This window comes from Arcanobacterium bovis, from assembly GCF_004331995.1.
Lineage (GTDB): Bacteria > Actinomycetota > Actinomycetes > Actinomycetales > Actinomycetaceae > Arcanobacterium_A > Arcanobacterium_A bovis.
In genome coordinates this window covers 1-17041 of sequence record NZ_SJDT01000010.1, presented here as the reverse complement: position 1 = coordinate 17041, position 17041 = coordinate 1, and the positions used below count along the sequence as shown (strand labels likewise).

Genomic DNA, 17041 nt, shown 5'->3' with positions numbered 1-17041 from the left:
CCGGCTGCCATTGAAAATGAACCGCACCCAAATCTAGATTGCTCCTGCTAATGTTGCCTCCTTGAACCAACTTTATATTTAGGTTGGCTTTGTTGTTCTGGTTTCGTGTCACTCGGACAATCCTGCCGACACCGGCATCGTGATGAAACTTCCGCTAATTTAAGCCAAATTTCCCGCTTCAAGCCCAGGAGCTAAACACACGTTTACACTGTTTACGCCTGTAGCCCACATCACACTTTATTGGTATAATGGCGGCATTGATGGTTTTGTAATCCCACGAAATCACAAACACCGCCTTTTGGCATGTTCTCAACGAGGAGTAACAATGGCTAACAAGCTCACGCGGCGTATTGGTGCTGGTATCGCAGCCCTTACGCTCTCCGCTGCCATTTTTACAGCAGCTCCCAGCACTCACAATGCCTATGCCGATACCCCATCGACTGAAGCGTCAACCTACCTAGTTGGCACCGGCATATATGATGTGACCGGCGCTGTTGTCGAAACAGGGTCCTTTGGATACGCATCCGGCCAAGAAATGACCGGACTTCACGAGCGTCTCTACTCACACGCCTTCATCATCGGCGATCCAGAATCGAAAGATCGCGTGGTATTGGTGAGCGTTGATGCCGGCGCAATTTTCCCCAATATTCGCCTCGGTGTACTTGAGCAGCTCAAGCAAAAGTACGGCGATTTATACAACAGCAACAACGTGATGATCAGCGCTACACATTCTCACGTGGCCAACGGCGGTATGGCTGTTGATCAACTGTACCGGATTGCTAGCAACGATGGCGCCGGCTACAACTACGATCAGCGCATTGTAGACACCATGATCGCAGGAATCGTCGCCTCTATTGATCGCGCACACGCAAATCTCCAGCCAGGAACCGTACAGCTACAGCAAGGCGAACTGAAGGGCGCAACGAAGAACCGTTCACTCCCTGGTTACAATGCCAATCCTGACGCAGCAAACTATGCCGACAACGTCTCTACGAATATGACTCAGCTGGCTTTCACGGCAGAATCCGGCAAGCCGCTTGGCGTTCTCAACTGGTTCTCAACCCACCCAACTTCGTTCAATATTCACTGGACACTCATCTCGGGCGACAACAAGGGCTACGCCCAGTACATGTTCGAGAAGAAGATGGGATCCGACCCCGCCGACCCACACGCTTTCGTAGCAGCCTTCGCTAACTCAGCAACCGGCGACGTCGTAGCATCGCAAGGAAACTCCGTGTCAGCACCAGGCTATGAAGGCTTGCCGGACGATTACCAGAATGCTGAAATCGCAGGTAAACAGCAGCTCGATAAAGCGCTCGAGTTGTACAACGACGGCGGAAAAGCACTCCACGGACGCATCGACTCTCGCACTCGTTACGTTAAAATGCCTGGTTACACGGTGCATGCACAGTACACCAATGGCGAGGGCGAGAAGAACCTCTGCGTCTCCGCTCGCGGCTTCTCCTTCGCACCTGGTGGCGAAAACGGCCCATCGAACATTCCTGGTGTTTACGAAGGCATGACGAAGGGCTCCTTCAATATCCTCGACACCGTGAACAAGATCGATCAGTCCTTTGCTGGCGCACTTTTCCGACTCGTTGGTGCCACAATTTCGCTTGGTGACGATCCGTGCCAAGCCGAGAAGCCCATTCTCCTAGCTGATGGAAAACTCGGCTGGACACCCACCGTTCTCCCAATTCAGTTAGTCCGTATTGGCAACTTCGCGCTTATTGGTGTTCCGCTCGAATCAACCACGATGTCTGCTCGCCACATGAAGGAGAGCGTCGCTAAGGTTCTTGCCGACGACGGCGTCGATTCCGTTGAGCTCGTAGGTCTAGCAAACGCATACGCCGGCTACGTAACAACCCGCGCAGAATATGCAAGCCAGCAATACGAAGGTGCATCGACAGAGTTTGGTCCACATCAGCTTGGCGCATTTATCCAAGAGCTTGAAGGTTTGTCGCATGCGATGATCGAAAACAAGCCAGTGGTAGACGACGCTATTCCAACACTCCCGAATACGAAGCTGTGGGCACAGCGTCCAGGGGTTGTGTTTGACGACAAACCTATCCAGGAAGAGTTTGGTCAGGTACTTGTACAACCACAAGCTAGCTACGCTACGGGCGACACCGCCCGGGCCGAATTCCGTGGCGCACATCCAAAGAACAACTTCCGCACACTCGGAACGTTCTTGCGCGTGCAGCGTCTCGAGAATGGCGTGTGGGTTGATTATCTCACCGATCGCGACTGGGATACATCGTTCATCTGGAAGCGTGAAGGCGCAGCATATTCACGCACTACAGTTGAATGGCGTATTCGCAACAACACTCCAGCGGGCACCTACCGCCTCGTACAAGAAGGTGATTGGAAGAACGGATGGAATGGCGTGATCAGCCCATACTCTGGAGCCTCACAACCATTTGAAGTTCGCTGATTTCCTCGGTTTTTCGCTGACTTCCGCTGAATTTGCAGCGCTTTAGAGTGCGGCACCTTAAAGTACTGCACCTTAAGGTACTAGGCCTTAGGCTACTGCGCCTTAGGGTTTCGGCAATTCTTCCGGGTTGTGCAGCGCTAACTTAGCTGGTGCAACGTGCCAATCGGTGAAGCTTTGCTTCACGTGAAACATTGGCACGTTGCACCAGCTGTTGGTATTTGCAAGGATTCTTCTATGGATCAAATTCCTTCCAAGGAGTGGCCAGAACTGCCACGCTATCACGAGTTATTTAATGAACTGCGCCGCCAATATATGCGCCTTTCACCAACACCCCTTTTCGTTGCCGTAGATGGCCGCAGCGGTTCCGGAAAGACCACACTCGCACACACACTAGCTGCGGATTTTCAAAAAATTGGCGTCTCTACCACGATCTTCGAAGTCGAAGAATGGGCCGCCGGCTGGTACGACTTAGCAGGAGCCGTACAACGAGTATCGATGCTTGTCCACGCGCTACGGAATGCCAGCAACCTCACCGATACCGATAACACTGGTGACGCCAGCGATACCAGCAACACCGCTAGCGTTGATAATTCAGGTACCGGCAACTTCCCGATTACACACGATGTAACGACTTCCCGTTGGGATTGGGAAGCGAACGCATGGCGTCCGGCGGAACTGGTGGCACCGGCGTCGTTATACCTTGTAACTGGCTGCGGATCAGGAGCTACCGGTTGCGATTTCACCGTGTGGATCGACGCCGACGCGCGGGTACGCCAGCAGCGCGTACAGGAGCGTGACGCTTACGATTGGTCGGAATACTGGCAAGTGTGGGCGGACCAAGAAACGGAAATTTACCAGCGCTTCAATGTGGCGCAGAATGCCGACGTGTGCATTTCGACGGACGCTTAAAATTCAATAGATAGCTATAACGCTACTATAAACTACTCTAACGTTTTGTTTTATAGTACTTTATAGTAGCCACGAAACCGCAGGTCATGGCGTGAATACGGGCCAAAAATAGCTATAACACCCAAGCTCCCAATACCAGACACACATTCTTGCCTTTACCCCCCCGGCTTTTAACTCATTTACCCGTAAGCCGACTCCCACAGAATAGTAACAGGCAGGGCGATTGCTGATAACTCAACAATCACCCTGCCTGTGTTTACCTGACTCGAGTTAGGTTCCGAGCCACGCCACGCATCGTGTTATGCTTTGGTTTCCTTACGACGGCGGGTAGCGAGTACCATACCAGCGCTAACCATCATCACCGCGCCGAGCACCGAACCGAGTACTTGCGAACCAGTGCGGGCAAGACCCTTTGCAGGAGCCTCAGCTGCCGGCTGCTCCGGATCGAGCACCGGAGTTGGTGCCACAGGAACCGGAACAGGCGTCGGTGTTGGCGTTACCGGCGTCGGCGGAACAGGCTTGAGCATGAATCCGGCGTCGATATTCGTGAACACCGAACCAGATACCGCATGCAGAGAAGCGAGCGGACCATCGGAATCGATAGCCGTGTCGGTACCGGCGTGAACTGGCGCGCTCACCCATCCATCAGGCGTGTGGAACCGTACCACATAGTTACCTGGGCGAGGAATCACGAGCTCGTATCCGCCGTCGGCCGCACTGACTACGCTCACTGGCTTACCAGCGTCATCAAGCACCACGTTACCGTTAGCATCGATCAAATCAATAGTGATTCCTGGATAGGATGCTTCTTCTGGGTCACGCACACCGTCACCGTTAGCATCGTTCCACACCCCGCCACGGATATGGCCAAGCGCGAACAGGCCGGTGTCTTTATCGTTAACAACCTGGCCATTAGCCACGGTCACATCGAACGCCGTTCCGTCAGAATCAGCCGCCGTGTCGGCGCCCTGCTTGACTCCAGAAGCAACCATGTCGGTAGGCATAACAACTGCTACATGGTAGTCACCTGCAGGCAGGTTAGCGAAACTGTAGTTACCGTCTGCATCGGTGACCGCCGTCAAAACAGGGTTACCGTTCACGTCTGTTACAGCTTGCCCGTCCTTGGTGAGCTGGACTTCAACACCAGCCAAACCAGGCTCGCCAGCATCTTGGATGCCGTTGCCATTCAGATCATCCCAGATCGTGTTCGCGATGGTAGCACCACGCAGAAGCTCAACCTTAGCCTGAGCCACAACCGGGGTGGTGACTAGGTTAGACGTTGCTTCCACATCGTTGGTCCACGCCACGGTGTCAACACCGGTGGTGTTGAGCGTACCAATCGTGCCGGTCACGGTGAACTCAACCTGGCTACCAGCAGGCAACGAAGGAATAGTCCATGTGAGTACTTCACGGCCATTTGCGCCCGTGCTTGACGTCGCCGCAGCCGGGGTGCTTGCGCCACCAGCAGCAACGATGGTTACGTTCTTGGAGCTGACGTTGCCAACAGTCGCATCACCAGGAAGCGTATCGACCACGCGCACGTTGGTTTGATCAACCGAGGACGTATTGGACACAACGACCTTCCAGACCACGTCAGCGCCAGCAGCGCCAGTGAAACCACGCGAGATCAGCGCTGGAGTCTTGACCACACCCAGGTCAGTACCAACAAGGGTGTAAGGCGTTGGCTGGGAATCAGAAATCTTCAAACCAGCCGGCGTGCTCGCGCTCACCGAGGTCAGCATAGTTCCTTGAGCCTCAGCATTCGTAGACGGAGTGGCGTCAAAAACGAACCGTACCGACGAACCAGCAGGCATCGAAGCGAGCTGCGGGAACGTGAGCGTTCGAGTAGCAGCGTCATAGACCGGCGTTACCGCTGTCAGAGTTGGTGTATCACCAGGGTTCATCACCTGTGACATCATGTACGATCCGGCAACCGGAGTCCAACCCGCTGGGATAGTAACCGTCGGAGCCACGTTATTCAACGCTGACTGGTCAGAAACCGTGATCGTTGAACACCAATGCATCGTCTGGTTCGGAGCACCAACCGCTGTCGGGTTATCACACTGCGGACCAGTGGTTGTAGCGATAGCAACACCAGGAGCAGCGATCTTCACCGTGGTAGTTTGGGTAGATACCGACGATCCTGGATAAATCCGGGTACCCGTTGGATACGGGGCCGGCTGGGAGGCATAATCACCAAGCTGAACAGTGTTGACCAAACGATCCACAATCGAGACCGACTGATCAATAGCGGTCGAAACTGTACCATGATACTTCACGGTAATCGTCTGACCAGGCTCAATGACAGGCACACGCAACTCCATCCACGGAGCAGCCACCGTCCAGCCCTTGCGCAGCACCATGCCGCCAAGATCGTCTACCCACACATTCACCAGGTTGGCATCAGCACGATCCGTCAAGGCAACACCATAAGCAGGAGCACTGCCTGTGTTCGTCACCGTAACCACGTAATCAATACGCCCACCAAGCGCTACCGGCTGAGCCGTCGGGGTGGTCTTGCTGATCGCCAGCGTAGGCTCACCCACAACCGTCACACCATTCGAGGTAGCAGGCGGGAAATACGTAGACGACGGCGGCGCGGTCGGGATCGTAGCCGGAGGCGTCATAGTTGCCTTTGTTTCAACAGGAGTCGGCGCGGCCAAACCAAGACCAGCAGGGTTGGATCCCACACTGGAAGGTAGCAAGCCACCACCAGTTGTGAAAGAGCTAAGCACATCGCCTGCCACACCAGCAGTACCAGTACCAATACCAGCATCAGAATCCGCATACACGGTTGCCTTCACCGGCAACTGATCACCAGCAACCACCGACGGCGAACCGTCAGGATTCGTCGTATGCAACGTGAAGACATTGCTTAACGTACGTGCATCGCTTGACGCAGCAATGTCACCCAGCCAGTAACCATAAGTGGTGCTACCATCGGCGTTCTTCACCGGATCCCATGCCTTCACCTGCTTAGCAAGATCCACACAATAATTAGGACCAGTCTCACACACACCAAGATTGGCAGCTTTAACTTCTACCTTGGCTGGAACAGTGAACGTCACATACAAATTCGACCACGCCAAATTCGCTGGCAAAACAAGCGGACCAGAGGCCGTATACGTGCCACCAGGCGCCACCGTTGGATCAACCTTCATCGTGATCGCTGGTGGAGCAGACGGATTACGCACAATCAACGTACCCACATCCGTCTTCGTAATCGCACGGAACGGCATCATCGAATAGGTGTACGCCTGCTCAGGCTGATCACCAATCATAAGGGCGTAACCTGGCTTCATATTTTGGAGGTAGTAATATTGCCCATGGAATTCTTCAGCGGTGACCTGAGCAGTATTCGTAATCTTCGTACCTTCCGGAGTCGAATCAGGCACCGCCACCGGCACTCTAATCTTCACCGTGGACGGCAACACCGTAACCGTTGGCGCAGGATCGCCGTTGAATGCGTTTTCTGCACCAGCACCTTGATAGGTACGGAGATTTCGATCAGCGGTGCCCTTGATCGTCCATTTCACCACTGTTTGGGTAGTGGTTTGAGAAATAATCTCTTCGGTCAGAGCCACAATAGTGCCCTTGGCATCAATCGCGGTGGCAGTACCCGGTGTGTAGCTAGCAGGGCCGTCAATCGTGTCAATGATCGTCAAATCAGGAGAAATACCACCTGCCGAATATGAAGCGTTGACCTCGAATGCTGCAGTCGTTGAACCAGCCTTCACTGGTGCGTCATCTGGGCCAGAATTCACATTCAACGGATCAGAAATCGTCACATTATCCGTATCCGAAGCAAGCATTGGATCACCAGGACGATCAACAAGATCCAACGAGCCATTCACCTCAGCCGTGAAAGCAGTTACCCGTAGCTGGATCTGCGAACGATCCAAACCGCTTGGGTCAATCCCATTGACTTTCAAATAATCATCTATGTCGTTCCAGTGATCAAACACGTATGAGTTGTTGTTCACGCAGTCCGCTAAAGCAGAGGCCGGCATCACGTCATAGATAATAACCTTCGAAGAACTACCTAGCGTATTGCCTGACCAATAATGATTAGGATCCATAATCAAATCAGCTGGGCTTAACTGCCAACTCAAGGTTTCTCCACCAGTGTTAACGGATGCGAGATCACGCGGGTCAGTATGATCGCTCGTACACGTGGTATTGATAGCAGCCGTGACCGCCGGATCCTTAAACGTAGGAATCACATCACTACCATTATTCTCGTAGACAAACTGACCATTGGCATTCTTTGTCCACACATCGTAGCTCGATCCGCCCTGTGGAGCATCAGCTAGTCGCGCTGAACCAGGCACGTAGGTGAAACCAGCAGGCAATTTAGCAGTAACATTCACTGAGTTAATCAGCGAGGCACCCGTGGTGTTAATTGCCGTAGCCATGGTAAATGCTTTACCTGGCGTGACCATCATCGCTTCTGGCTCAACTGCAGGGCGATAGCCCAAATTTCCGTTCTCATTTCCGGGATACCCGTACGGATACTGAGTAAATTCTTGGTTGGCATCCGAGAAACGGTGATCGCGTCGATCAATATGGAATAGGTATTGATCAGGTGATGGATTCGTCGTCGAGTAGTCGCGATAGTACAGCATGATTGCGCCTTGCTGAATACTAAAGCTTGGCACCACGAAATTAATCACTGGCTGCACATCATTCGCCGACTGCTCCCAGGTACGGCTAATTGCATACTGTCCTTGGAGTGATCCTGGCGAGTCAAGCACCCAATCAGTAACACGGACATCAACTGTTGCTGGCTGGTATACCTTTTGTCCGTAATAATCGATGGGTTGTGCTTGAGAAATACCATCAACAACATAGGTCACCGTAAAGATACGTGATTCACCCGGCTTGAGTGGGGTCACATCATTCCACCGCACGGTAGCATCACTTCCAGCACTACCGGTTCCTGCGTCAACGACTTTCCAACCAATCGTTGACTGAGCACTAGAATATTGTTGCAGGCTGAGCTCACGCGGATCGGCCACTAAGGTAAAGGAACTGATCGTAGCCTTCGCAGACGGATTCGTCACCGTATAGGTACAGGTCAGGTTTGCTGCACCACCGGCTTGGACTGGGCCAACCGTTGAGGGACTGCACTGAGCACCAACTTCAGGCTGGGCAGCATCAGAGGTGATGTAAGCATTAGTTCCCGTACTTGAGTTATACACATTGTTTATGTATTGACTAGCCCCAGAACGAAGAATTCCCTGATGCGCTTGCCATCCATCTGTGAGCGTGTTTGGATCACGTGAAACATAGTCATAGCTGAGTTTGAGTACACGTTCATTAGCGCTTACTGGAATATTACTCAAACCAACACGCGTATAAAGCATTCCCGTTGAGCCAGGAGCTTTAACAACCTTGTATGTCGTGTCTGTGTACCACGATACTGATGTGGGGAAGTTTGGAATATCACTACAGTTAGTCACACACTCAAGTGTTGGCGTGCCAGCCTGGAAATATTGACCATTAGCCTCAATATCCCAGTTAACGCTCGAGACCTTATCCGTTGCCGGGATTGTGAGCAGAACTTCTGCTTTCGCTGGCTGACCCGCAATCACCTCATTCGGAGTGATCGAGGATTGAAGTTTCACGCTATTCGGGTCAAGGATAAAGAGCGCGTTGTTACCACGAAGGGTGCCATCTGGCCATATATCTTTCATCGAATCGTAGTACACACTCATCTGGTTATAAACCGTGTTGGCTACTTTCGCATCCGCATCAACAATGGCGTCCACGGCCACGGAGATTGCTGCTTTCTCTGGCAGATTAGGAAGCACCTTCCACGTCACAACCTGATAGGCATCCACGCCCGTACCAACAGTGGTGATCGTTTCAATCACGTCGGTGCCAATCACTAGCTTCTGTCCCATGCTGGTCACCAAGCTTGCCGATCCAGGAACATAGCTCACATCAGCCGGGAACGTATCAGTAAACGTACCATTACCAGACACAGTGAACATATTGCTCATGAACGTGCCATTGAACGTCACCTTGCTACCAGGAGCAGCCGTGTAGGGACCATACGTGGTGTTCAGGTTCGGCATTGACTTATAACATGCCGAGCGTGCATCCATCTGATACGCAACCGGTGTACCAACATTGGCACCATAATTGGCGCTTCCAAGGGAGTCATTCCACGTCAAACGATACGTAGCTTGCTCGAAACTATAGGCAGGAATATCCTTTACGGCAACACCAGCGACATAAACACGAATATTTCCGTTCGTGACTGCCACGTCACCGATCGGGACCTTCAAGGTCTGTTTCGTGGTGGATCCATCCCCAGACACGAGCACGTCCGCGACTGGGAAGGTCTTATTCACAGGGCTACCCACGGTAATAGACGTAGCAGCAATTCCCAACGGTACTTGTATCGTCATTACCGAACCATAAGCAGTACCCTGCTGCGGTGACATTGACGCCCCATCAACACTCTGATTGCCAATCGAGGCAGTAAACTGCAAGTTCGCAGCCTGGCCCTTGGTCACGCCTGACTGGCACTGGTCAATCGACACACCGTAACCGTTATAATACGGTGCCCGCACATACGTGGTCACGCTCCCGGTGATAGCTTTCGTCCATGCCTGATCCATATTCGGCGCAGTAAACGAATCAATACTCACCGTATTCGTGATCTTGGCGTGTATCGGAGAACCATTACGAGCATACATGTACTTCAAGTCTCCAGATACCGGCATCTTCGCGGTATAAACCACCGTGAGAGTACCACCAGCCGGGATTGAATCAGAAGCAATATTAATCTTCCCGCCAGCCACGGTTGCAGTACCACCACTAACCGAGGCAACCGCTACATCAGTGAGCGTAAAGCCAGTGCCTGAACCGCTACCAAGATCGTCATGCGCTACCACATTCGTTGCAGCCAAATCACCCTTATTTGTGATCTTCACAGTGAACGTAGCGGTATCACCTGGATCCCATACCTGCGCATCAACTGTTTTCGCTACAGTTAGATGAGGTGAATCAACATTCACTTTTGCAACCGCAAACTCACTGCGCCCAGTGTAACCAGCAAGGTTAGCCACTTCTGGTGCAGCAGCCGGAGCAGTGAACGCTGAATCTGTAGACCACCACATACCCGCACTGTTGACGAGGTTACCACCGAGGTTATCCAAGGACTGCTCGGTGACGATAGTTCCACTTGGCGGGGTCAGTAGTTCTGAGCTGCCGGTGTAGTATTTATCAACCTGAACCGTGTAGGTACCACGCAAAACCGTGGTCACAGGAGCATTAGCCTCCCACGTGCCGAGATTCCAACCAATCGTGGAAATACCATTCACAGTATTATCCGTGGTGGTCATCTTCTGAGTTGTGATCTGATTTCCAGCCACAATGCTGAGATCGCTTTGCGATACCAGCTTCACACCACGCGGTAGCTTATCAATCAGCGACAAACCATACTGCGCCGCAGCCTGCCCTGCCGGTAACGTTACGTCCACTGTGTAGGTGATCGTATCACCAGGAATCACATGCGTTTTATCAGCAGTTTTCACCACCGACGGGCGGATTACAAACGGCAACACATCCAAATAACCCGTCACAGTCTGCGCCGCATCATAAGCAGATTCCACAACCGACGCTGACGCAGCTACCTCATTAGCCGCAGGAGTAGAACCATCATGCTGAACCGGGATCGTTAACGTCACCGAGGTGCCTGCAGGAATAGAAGAAATCAACCATTTCTTTGCAGTCGTCGAACCACTGACCAACGACACTGTAGGCATCGCGGACGTGCCACGCACGCTCACCTGCGGCACGCCGCCCGTCATGAGGATTTCTGCATACGTCAAGTGAGCAGGCAAAGAATCAGAAATGCTTACATTCGTAGCATCTACTGTGCCGGAATTTCGAATCGTCAACGCATATTCGGAAGTTTTACCGGATACAATTGTTCCGTGATTGTCATCAGCAGGTAGTTTGGAAGCTACTAAAGTGACCTTACCAATCGTGCCCGATAACGTGTCTTGACCAGTGAGCCAATACTGGTTTGTGTTCATCACATACCGAGCACCCGTGGCATCAGTAGCATTCACATTTGCATCTAGAGTCCATGAACCAGGCACAAAACTGTTCGCACCCACAACATCCGTAACAGTAAAGGTTTCACCAACACCAATACGTACACCCGGGAACTTAATCTGAATCGTATCGCCAGGATTGTAGATAACAGTTCCATTCACGGTCGTACCATTAGGCAGCGTGCCAGTAATCGAGTGGTATTGACCCCAACTACCAGCCGTTCCAGTCCACTTAAGGTTAATGACCGGATCAAACATCGGCGCATCCCCAGTGTTGCTCACCAGGTAGGTAAACGTCGGGTGATCCACCGTAGCAAACGTTGTGCTACCCAAAATCTGCGCATCAAACGCCAACTTCGGATAATTAACCGTGACAGCCTCTTTCGAGAAAATCTTCTGATGAGGCAAAGTATCGTAAAGCCACATATTTGAACCATTATGAGATGCCATCTGTGGCTCTAACCAGAAGTTCACCGGATTCTTATTATCATGGTACGCCACATAAGAAGCGGAAACTGGCGCATCGAGATTACGCTCAATCGTGACACTCTCACCCGGAGCAAGAGAATCAATCACATAATACCAAGCAGATTGACCAGAGATATACGTTTCTTTCACACGCGGGTTTGGAACAAGCGTTCCACCTCCCCAAGTACTGTCATTCGTTAACCTGTTGAAGGGTTCAGCATCCGCGCTTCGCCGCAAAGTCACTTGAGTAACCGGCAGTGTACCTTTGTTCGTTACCTTGAATGCGATCTTCTTCGGCGTAGCAGGATTACGATCAGGAGTCCACGTCGTCGTGGCCTCTACCGGCACCGATTCGATAATAATCGAACCAATTGTTACCGGGTCGCTGGCCTTAGCATTAAAAGTATAGTCAGGCCACGCACGCGGATCTGGCTTAGCCTGACCCAAAATCGGGGCAGGATTAGCACCCAATGCTACAGGCAACACAACTTGGTCACCTGCCGCACCCATCACCTGGAACAGGGCTTTAATAATAATATGCCGATCAGTCGACGCAGGCGCAATAGGAGCAGCAAAATACCATCCTGCATTTGTTACAGAACCAACCAATACCGGATTAAGCCACTCATAATTCAATGGCGTCTGATTAACACCGTCACCAATAGTCACAGACTTGGTGTTATAAGGATTGATTCGCTGCGTACCTTGCGGCAATGCGGCCATCACAGTAGTTTCATTCAGAGTAGTACCAGCAGGAACAAGCACATCAATCGTGTACTCAACAGAATCACCTGACCGAACCAGATCGGTGGCCGAGGATATAGAAATGCTTGGCTGCTTACCAGCAACCGTCACACTCGATTGTGCGCTCACACTACCCAAAGCAACCCGAGACACACCGGCGACCTCAGGAGCAGCGTAACCAGACGCCGTCGCCTTATTCGTTAAAACACCAGAAGCACTATCGCCAACCTTGACCGAATAGGTGACCTGACGCGAACTACCAGACGAAATATTTCCCGCGTCGAACGTGAGAGAATTCGACGCCGAATCAAACGTGCCACCACCAGCATTAACAACAGTCACGCCAGCAGGAAGAACATCAACAACCTTCACACCAAAAGCAGAACCACCAGACGCCGAAACGTTCACGTTGTAGTTCACAATCGAACCAGGAGCCACCGAATCAGCAGGAGTCGCAGACTTCGAAACAGCAAGCTTAGGATCAGCCACGCCTACCTTGCCAACCTCAGGAGAAGCCACGAAAGTCTCTGGGCCAGAAGCATAACCAGCAACCACAGACGATACATCAATCACGCTACCCGGCTTTGCACCCACCGGAACTACACCAGAAACAGCAAACTTGACGGTGCCGCCAGCCTCAAGACCAGCCACAGCGCCAAGCGGAGCGTAAGCCACATAATTCGGATCAGCAGCCGTGCCAACATTTTGTATTACCCAACTCGAAGCATTCCACGGATGCACCGTTGAACCAGCAGCGGTAGATGCCGCAGGATCAGCCATCACCGACGCAACAGGCTTGTCATTGACAAAAAGCTGTAGATTCTGCCAGTTCTCAAGGCCAGCCACGTCGAGGCGTACAAACGTAGTGGCATCAAACGAACCGTCTGGACGCACAAACTCACGCTGTTCAACCGCCTTCGGGAACACCGCCGTCGCCGAAACCTCAACCAGCTCACCCTGACCCGCAGCTTGCGCGCCACCCACAACCTCCGTCGTCGGAGTGCCAGCAGGAGTTACTCCAGCAACAAGGTCAACGGCGCCATTTGTGCCCACACCCTGCGCTATCGTAGCTGGAAACAATAATAACAATGACACAATCAGGGCTAATAATTTACTAGAAATCGGCCCGGCCACTCGCTTGAACATACAATCCCTCTCACAGGATCACTGCAAACACCCACGCTCAATAGATGCTGCAAAATTGGCTGATGTGTGCCCGCCCAACCCCGTTAGTAACAATCAATCCATCCAATAAAAACAAGGACAAACACACATACATATCAAAACCGAGAGTACCAACAAACATGCTGAAAATTCAACAAATAATTGTATATATCAAAACTTTGGAAACACATCACACCACAGGTAATGATGGTAACTATTATCGGTGTTGTGGTGCGATCAGCGTCGGTGCTTGGCTCGATGCCAGCAACACATGTTTCGATACCAGCGTTAACCTTAGCGCTTGTCGATAATTGCGCAGGTGTGCGTGCCTGAAGCTGAAAGTTTGCCGTCGTGACGGAAGAAAAGGAAGTTATAGGTGACGAACGACGACGTATGGCTCACCTTTGTCGCCACGCAATAGACGCGCCCCTCTTTCGCAGGAAGGTGGTGGTTCACGGTGATCGAGATACCCACCGCCGTCTTGCCTTCTGGAGCGGCGAGAACGGCGGCTGAGGATCCAGTTGTTTCACCAAGCAGAGCCGTAGAGCCACCGTTCATCAGTCCCATGAACTGGCGATTCCCGTCAACAGGAAGTGAGCAGACCATCACGTCGGCACCTACGAGATGCGCGCGCAAACCTTGAGAGACCACATCTGAACCGCACATTTCACCTAATTCGGGCGTTACGTCGGGGAGCGCTGCGAAAAATTGCGCTCTGTCCTGCGGATTTGCGGTAGTGGCTAAAATATCTTCAAGGTTCATTGCTTACCTCTGCCTGAAATGTTTTCGATGGTTCATATACAGCATACTTCTGCGCCACGTGGTTGTGCGCTACAGGGCATGCGTGAGTGCGGGGGCATGCACGGAATGGGGCGCGCCTTACGAACACCAACGTCCAATTCTTGGGGCGATTTTCGCAACTACTGTATATATGTTGAGATGTTGCTCAAAACGCACCAAGTTTCTTCGTCTTTTCTTCGTCACCAAGCTCCAACACAAGAAATCTTTAGCTTAAAACAGCCCCGACGTAAGCAACCATCGCCACCACAAGAGACACCGCCAATCCCAATACCAGCGGCTTCACTCCTACTTTGCGAAGTTCGGCAATTTTCACTCCACACCCAAGACCAAACATTGCTGCGGCGAGCAGGAAAGTTTGCACAACCTTAATCGCGGTCAAGCCTTGAGCTGGAACAATGCCAGACGTCGCGATTACTGCTGCGCCGATAAAACCGAGCACGAAAAGTGGCACAAGCGGAGGCCGTTTCGTGCGCGTTACAGACGAGTTATTCATACTTACTGTTGGGAGCTTTGTGTCTGCCGAGAACGGTTCGACTACGTTGCGGGCAGACGACGTTACTGCGGGCTGCACACCCAGTCGCGTTGCGAATAGCGTGACGAGCGTGATCACCGGAGCCAGCATGAGCACCCTCGCCAACTTGACCACCACCGCCGTCTTCACAATTCCACCACCGGTGATGCCGGCAGCCGCAACTACTTGTGCTACCTCGTGAATCGCGGCGCCTTCCCAGACTCCGGCGGTCCGCGCGTCTATCCCTACGCCGAGAACCAGCGCCGGAGCAATGAAAATCATGGCAGTGCCAAATAGAACCACAAGCGCAACGGCAGTGGCGACGTCACGCTCGTCGGCGTCGATCGATCCGTCCATGCCTGCGACTGCCGCAGCTCCACAAATCGAGAATCCGCAGCCGATCAATAAAGCCAACGTGGGCGAAACACCCATCATCCGCCCAAGCAGCACAGACGTGACTATACCCAGCGCAACCACGCACACCACTGTTGCGAGCACACCCCAGCCGAGCCTAGCGATGTCGGTTAAGACCAATTGAAATCCGAGAAGCACAATACCAATTCGTAGCCAGCGCTTTGAGACGACCGCCAGACCTGCTTCCATGCCCGACCGGAGGAGCTTCACATTGCGGACAATCACTCCAAAAATGATGGCTAAGAGCAAGGCGCTTAACGTAGGAACGATACTGTTGATCGCTACTGCCACGATAGCGGTAGCCGTGGCAACAGCGAAGCCTGGGACGTATTGACGAAAATGTTCAGTTGCATGCCGAAGTCTGGTAGTCACTGTGCCAGTATATACGGCGAAAGTGCACCATAAACTGAGGCAGATTATTGAAACGTGCTGCTCCTAGTTGTCCACAACGGCGCGAAAATACAGGTTTATCCACAGCTGGAGTTAATGCGAAGCGCACAGTCTGGACACTTTGCTGTGATGCTTATATGCACCTAAGTCCGTACACTCACGGTGTTTTACGACGCGCCGATCTACCAGACATGGGAATTGCTACTGAATCCCAACTCAATAAGGCGATCCGAAATGACACCCTAACTCGCATTGGTTATAACTGGTATGCAGTGGACAATGCAGATCCTGCTGTTGTCACAGCTATTCGGCTAGGAGCGCGCATTGGATGTTTGAGTGCGTGTAAACATTATGGAATATGGGTGGAGCGAGACGCGGGGTTACATTTGGAGGTATCAAAGTCACGACCTCAGCCGATTCGTCTCGACAAATTCGTCAAATCTCGGCATGTTTCGGCAGTTTACGGGAAAGTTTACACGCATCGCGTACGGCGTCTTTCTCCATACCCTATATGTAGTTTCGAGGAGGCGATCGAACATGTTTTGCGATGTCACAATCGAGAAACTTGCTTCATCACCCTTGAATCCGCCATAAATCAAGGGATCATGCTGCTAAGCGACGCGCGCACTGCATTGACCAACCATGGAACGAAGAAAACGGCACTGAGCAAGTATCTTAGCGCGAGTTCTGAATCGGGAAGCGAATCAAGAGTGCGACTGTTTTTCCTGCTGAGGAAAGTGAAAGTTGAGGCGCAGGTGCATATCGAAGGCGTTGGGCGCGTAGATCTTCTTGTGGGGAATTTCGTTGATTGTTGAGTGTGATAGCGCTGCTCACCACAGCCAATATGATCGTTATCGCAACGACCGTCGCCGCGATCTGGCCGCTCTGGCTCTTGGTTACCACGTCATTCGGCTCAGTTATGAGCAGATTTGGGATACTTGGGACGAGACGCAAAAAGTGCTCTCGAATACTTTGAAAGCACGCATACATCACCAACTAACCCGAGTACCTGTAGCCTCACGGCGTTGACATTGGAAAGACGGTGCTGTGTGGCGCGGCATGTTCCCGAAAGACAACGAACGAAACGAAAAGCCGGTGCTGTTTTCGCAACATCTGAACATATATCGAGATGTT

The 17041-nt window shown here is 52.2% G+C and carries 7 protein-coding genes; 4 read left to right on the top strand and 3 right to left on the bottom strand.

The features are described 5' to 3' along the window. Positions 1–325 precede the first annotated feature (325 nt). Together EZJ44_RS08365 and EZJ44_RS08360 are read left to right on the top strand one after the other, a co-directional pair. On the top strand, positions 326–2434 hold the full coding sequence (locus EZJ44_RS08365; RefSeq protein WP_131282455.1) for a neutral/alkaline non-lysosomal ceramidase N-terminal domain-containing protein: 2109 nt from the start codon (positions 326–328) through the stop codon (positions 2432–2434). 234 nt (positions 2435–2668) lie between these two features. Next, the gene (locus EZJ44_RS08360; RefSeq protein WP_131282452.1) at positions 2669–3343 is read left to right on the top strand and encodes a nucleoside/nucleotide kinase family protein; all 675 of its coding nucleotides are present in this window, start codon (positions 2669–2671) and stop codon (positions 3341–3343) included. Between the two features lie 299 nt (positions 3344–3642). Here the strand turns inward: EZJ44_RS08360 and EZJ44_RS08355 are convergent, their stop codons facing one another. The 3 genes from EZJ44_RS08355 to EZJ44_RS08345 form a co-directional block, all read right to left on the bottom strand. Beyond that, positions 3643–13773, bottom strand: a complete 10131-nt coding sequence (locus EZJ44_RS08355; protein WP_131282449.1) for an SdrD B-like domain-containing protein — start codon at positions 13771–13773, stop codon at positions 3643–3645. Positions 13774–14085: 312 nt separating this feature from the next. After that, positions 14086–14553 (bottom strand): PaaI family thioesterase, encoded by a 468-nt coding sequence (locus tag EZJ44_RS08350; RefSeq protein ID WP_131282446.1) that lies wholly within the window; start codon positions 14551–14553, stop codon positions 14086–14088. A gap of 244 nt (positions 14554–14797) precedes the next feature. Then, the gene (locus EZJ44_RS08345; protein WP_165496159.1) at positions 14798–15889 is read right to left on the bottom strand and encodes a YeiH family protein; all 1092 of its coding nucleotides are present in this window, start codon (positions 15887–15889) and stop codon (positions 14798–14800) included. A gap of 155 nt (positions 15890–16044) precedes the next feature. On the opposite strand from EZJ44_RS08345, the gene EZJ44_RS08340 reads away from it, so the two are divergent. After that, the gene (locus EZJ44_RS08340) at positions 16045–16722 is read left to right on the top strand and encodes a hypothetical protein (RefSeq protein WP_131282438.1); all 678 of its coding nucleotides are present in this window, start codon (positions 16045–16047) and stop codon (positions 16720–16722) included. Then, positions 16712–16936, top strand: coding sequence for a DUF559 domain-containing protein (locus EZJ44_RS08335; protein ID WP_165496158.1), 225 nt, complete (start codon positions 16712–16714; stop codon positions 16934–16936). The genes EZJ44_RS08340 and EZJ44_RS08335 overlap by 11 nt, the downstream gene beginning before the upstream one ends. Positions 16937–17041 lie beyond the last annotated feature (105 nt).

Coding starts and splice junctions, on each gene's coding strand:
- EZJ44_RS08340 (WP_131282438.1), top strand. CDS start 16,045: ATGCACCTAAGTCCGTACACTCACGGTGTTTTACGACGCGCCGATCTA.
- EZJ44_RS08365 (WP_131282455.1), top strand. CDS start 326: ATGGCTAACAAGCTCACGCGGCGTATTGGTGCTGGTATCGCAGCCCTT.
- EZJ44_RS08355 (WP_131282449.1), bottom strand. CDS start 13,773: ATGTTCAAGCGAGTGGCCGGGCCGATTTCTAGTAAATTATTAGCCCTG.
- EZJ44_RS08350 (WP_131282446.1), bottom strand. CDS start 14,553: ATGAACCTTGAAGATATTTTAGCCACTACCGCAAATCCGCAGGACAGA.
- EZJ44_RS08360 (WP_131282452.1), top strand. CDS start 2,669: ATGGATCAAATTCCTTCCAAGGAGTGGCCAGAACTGCCACGCTATCAC.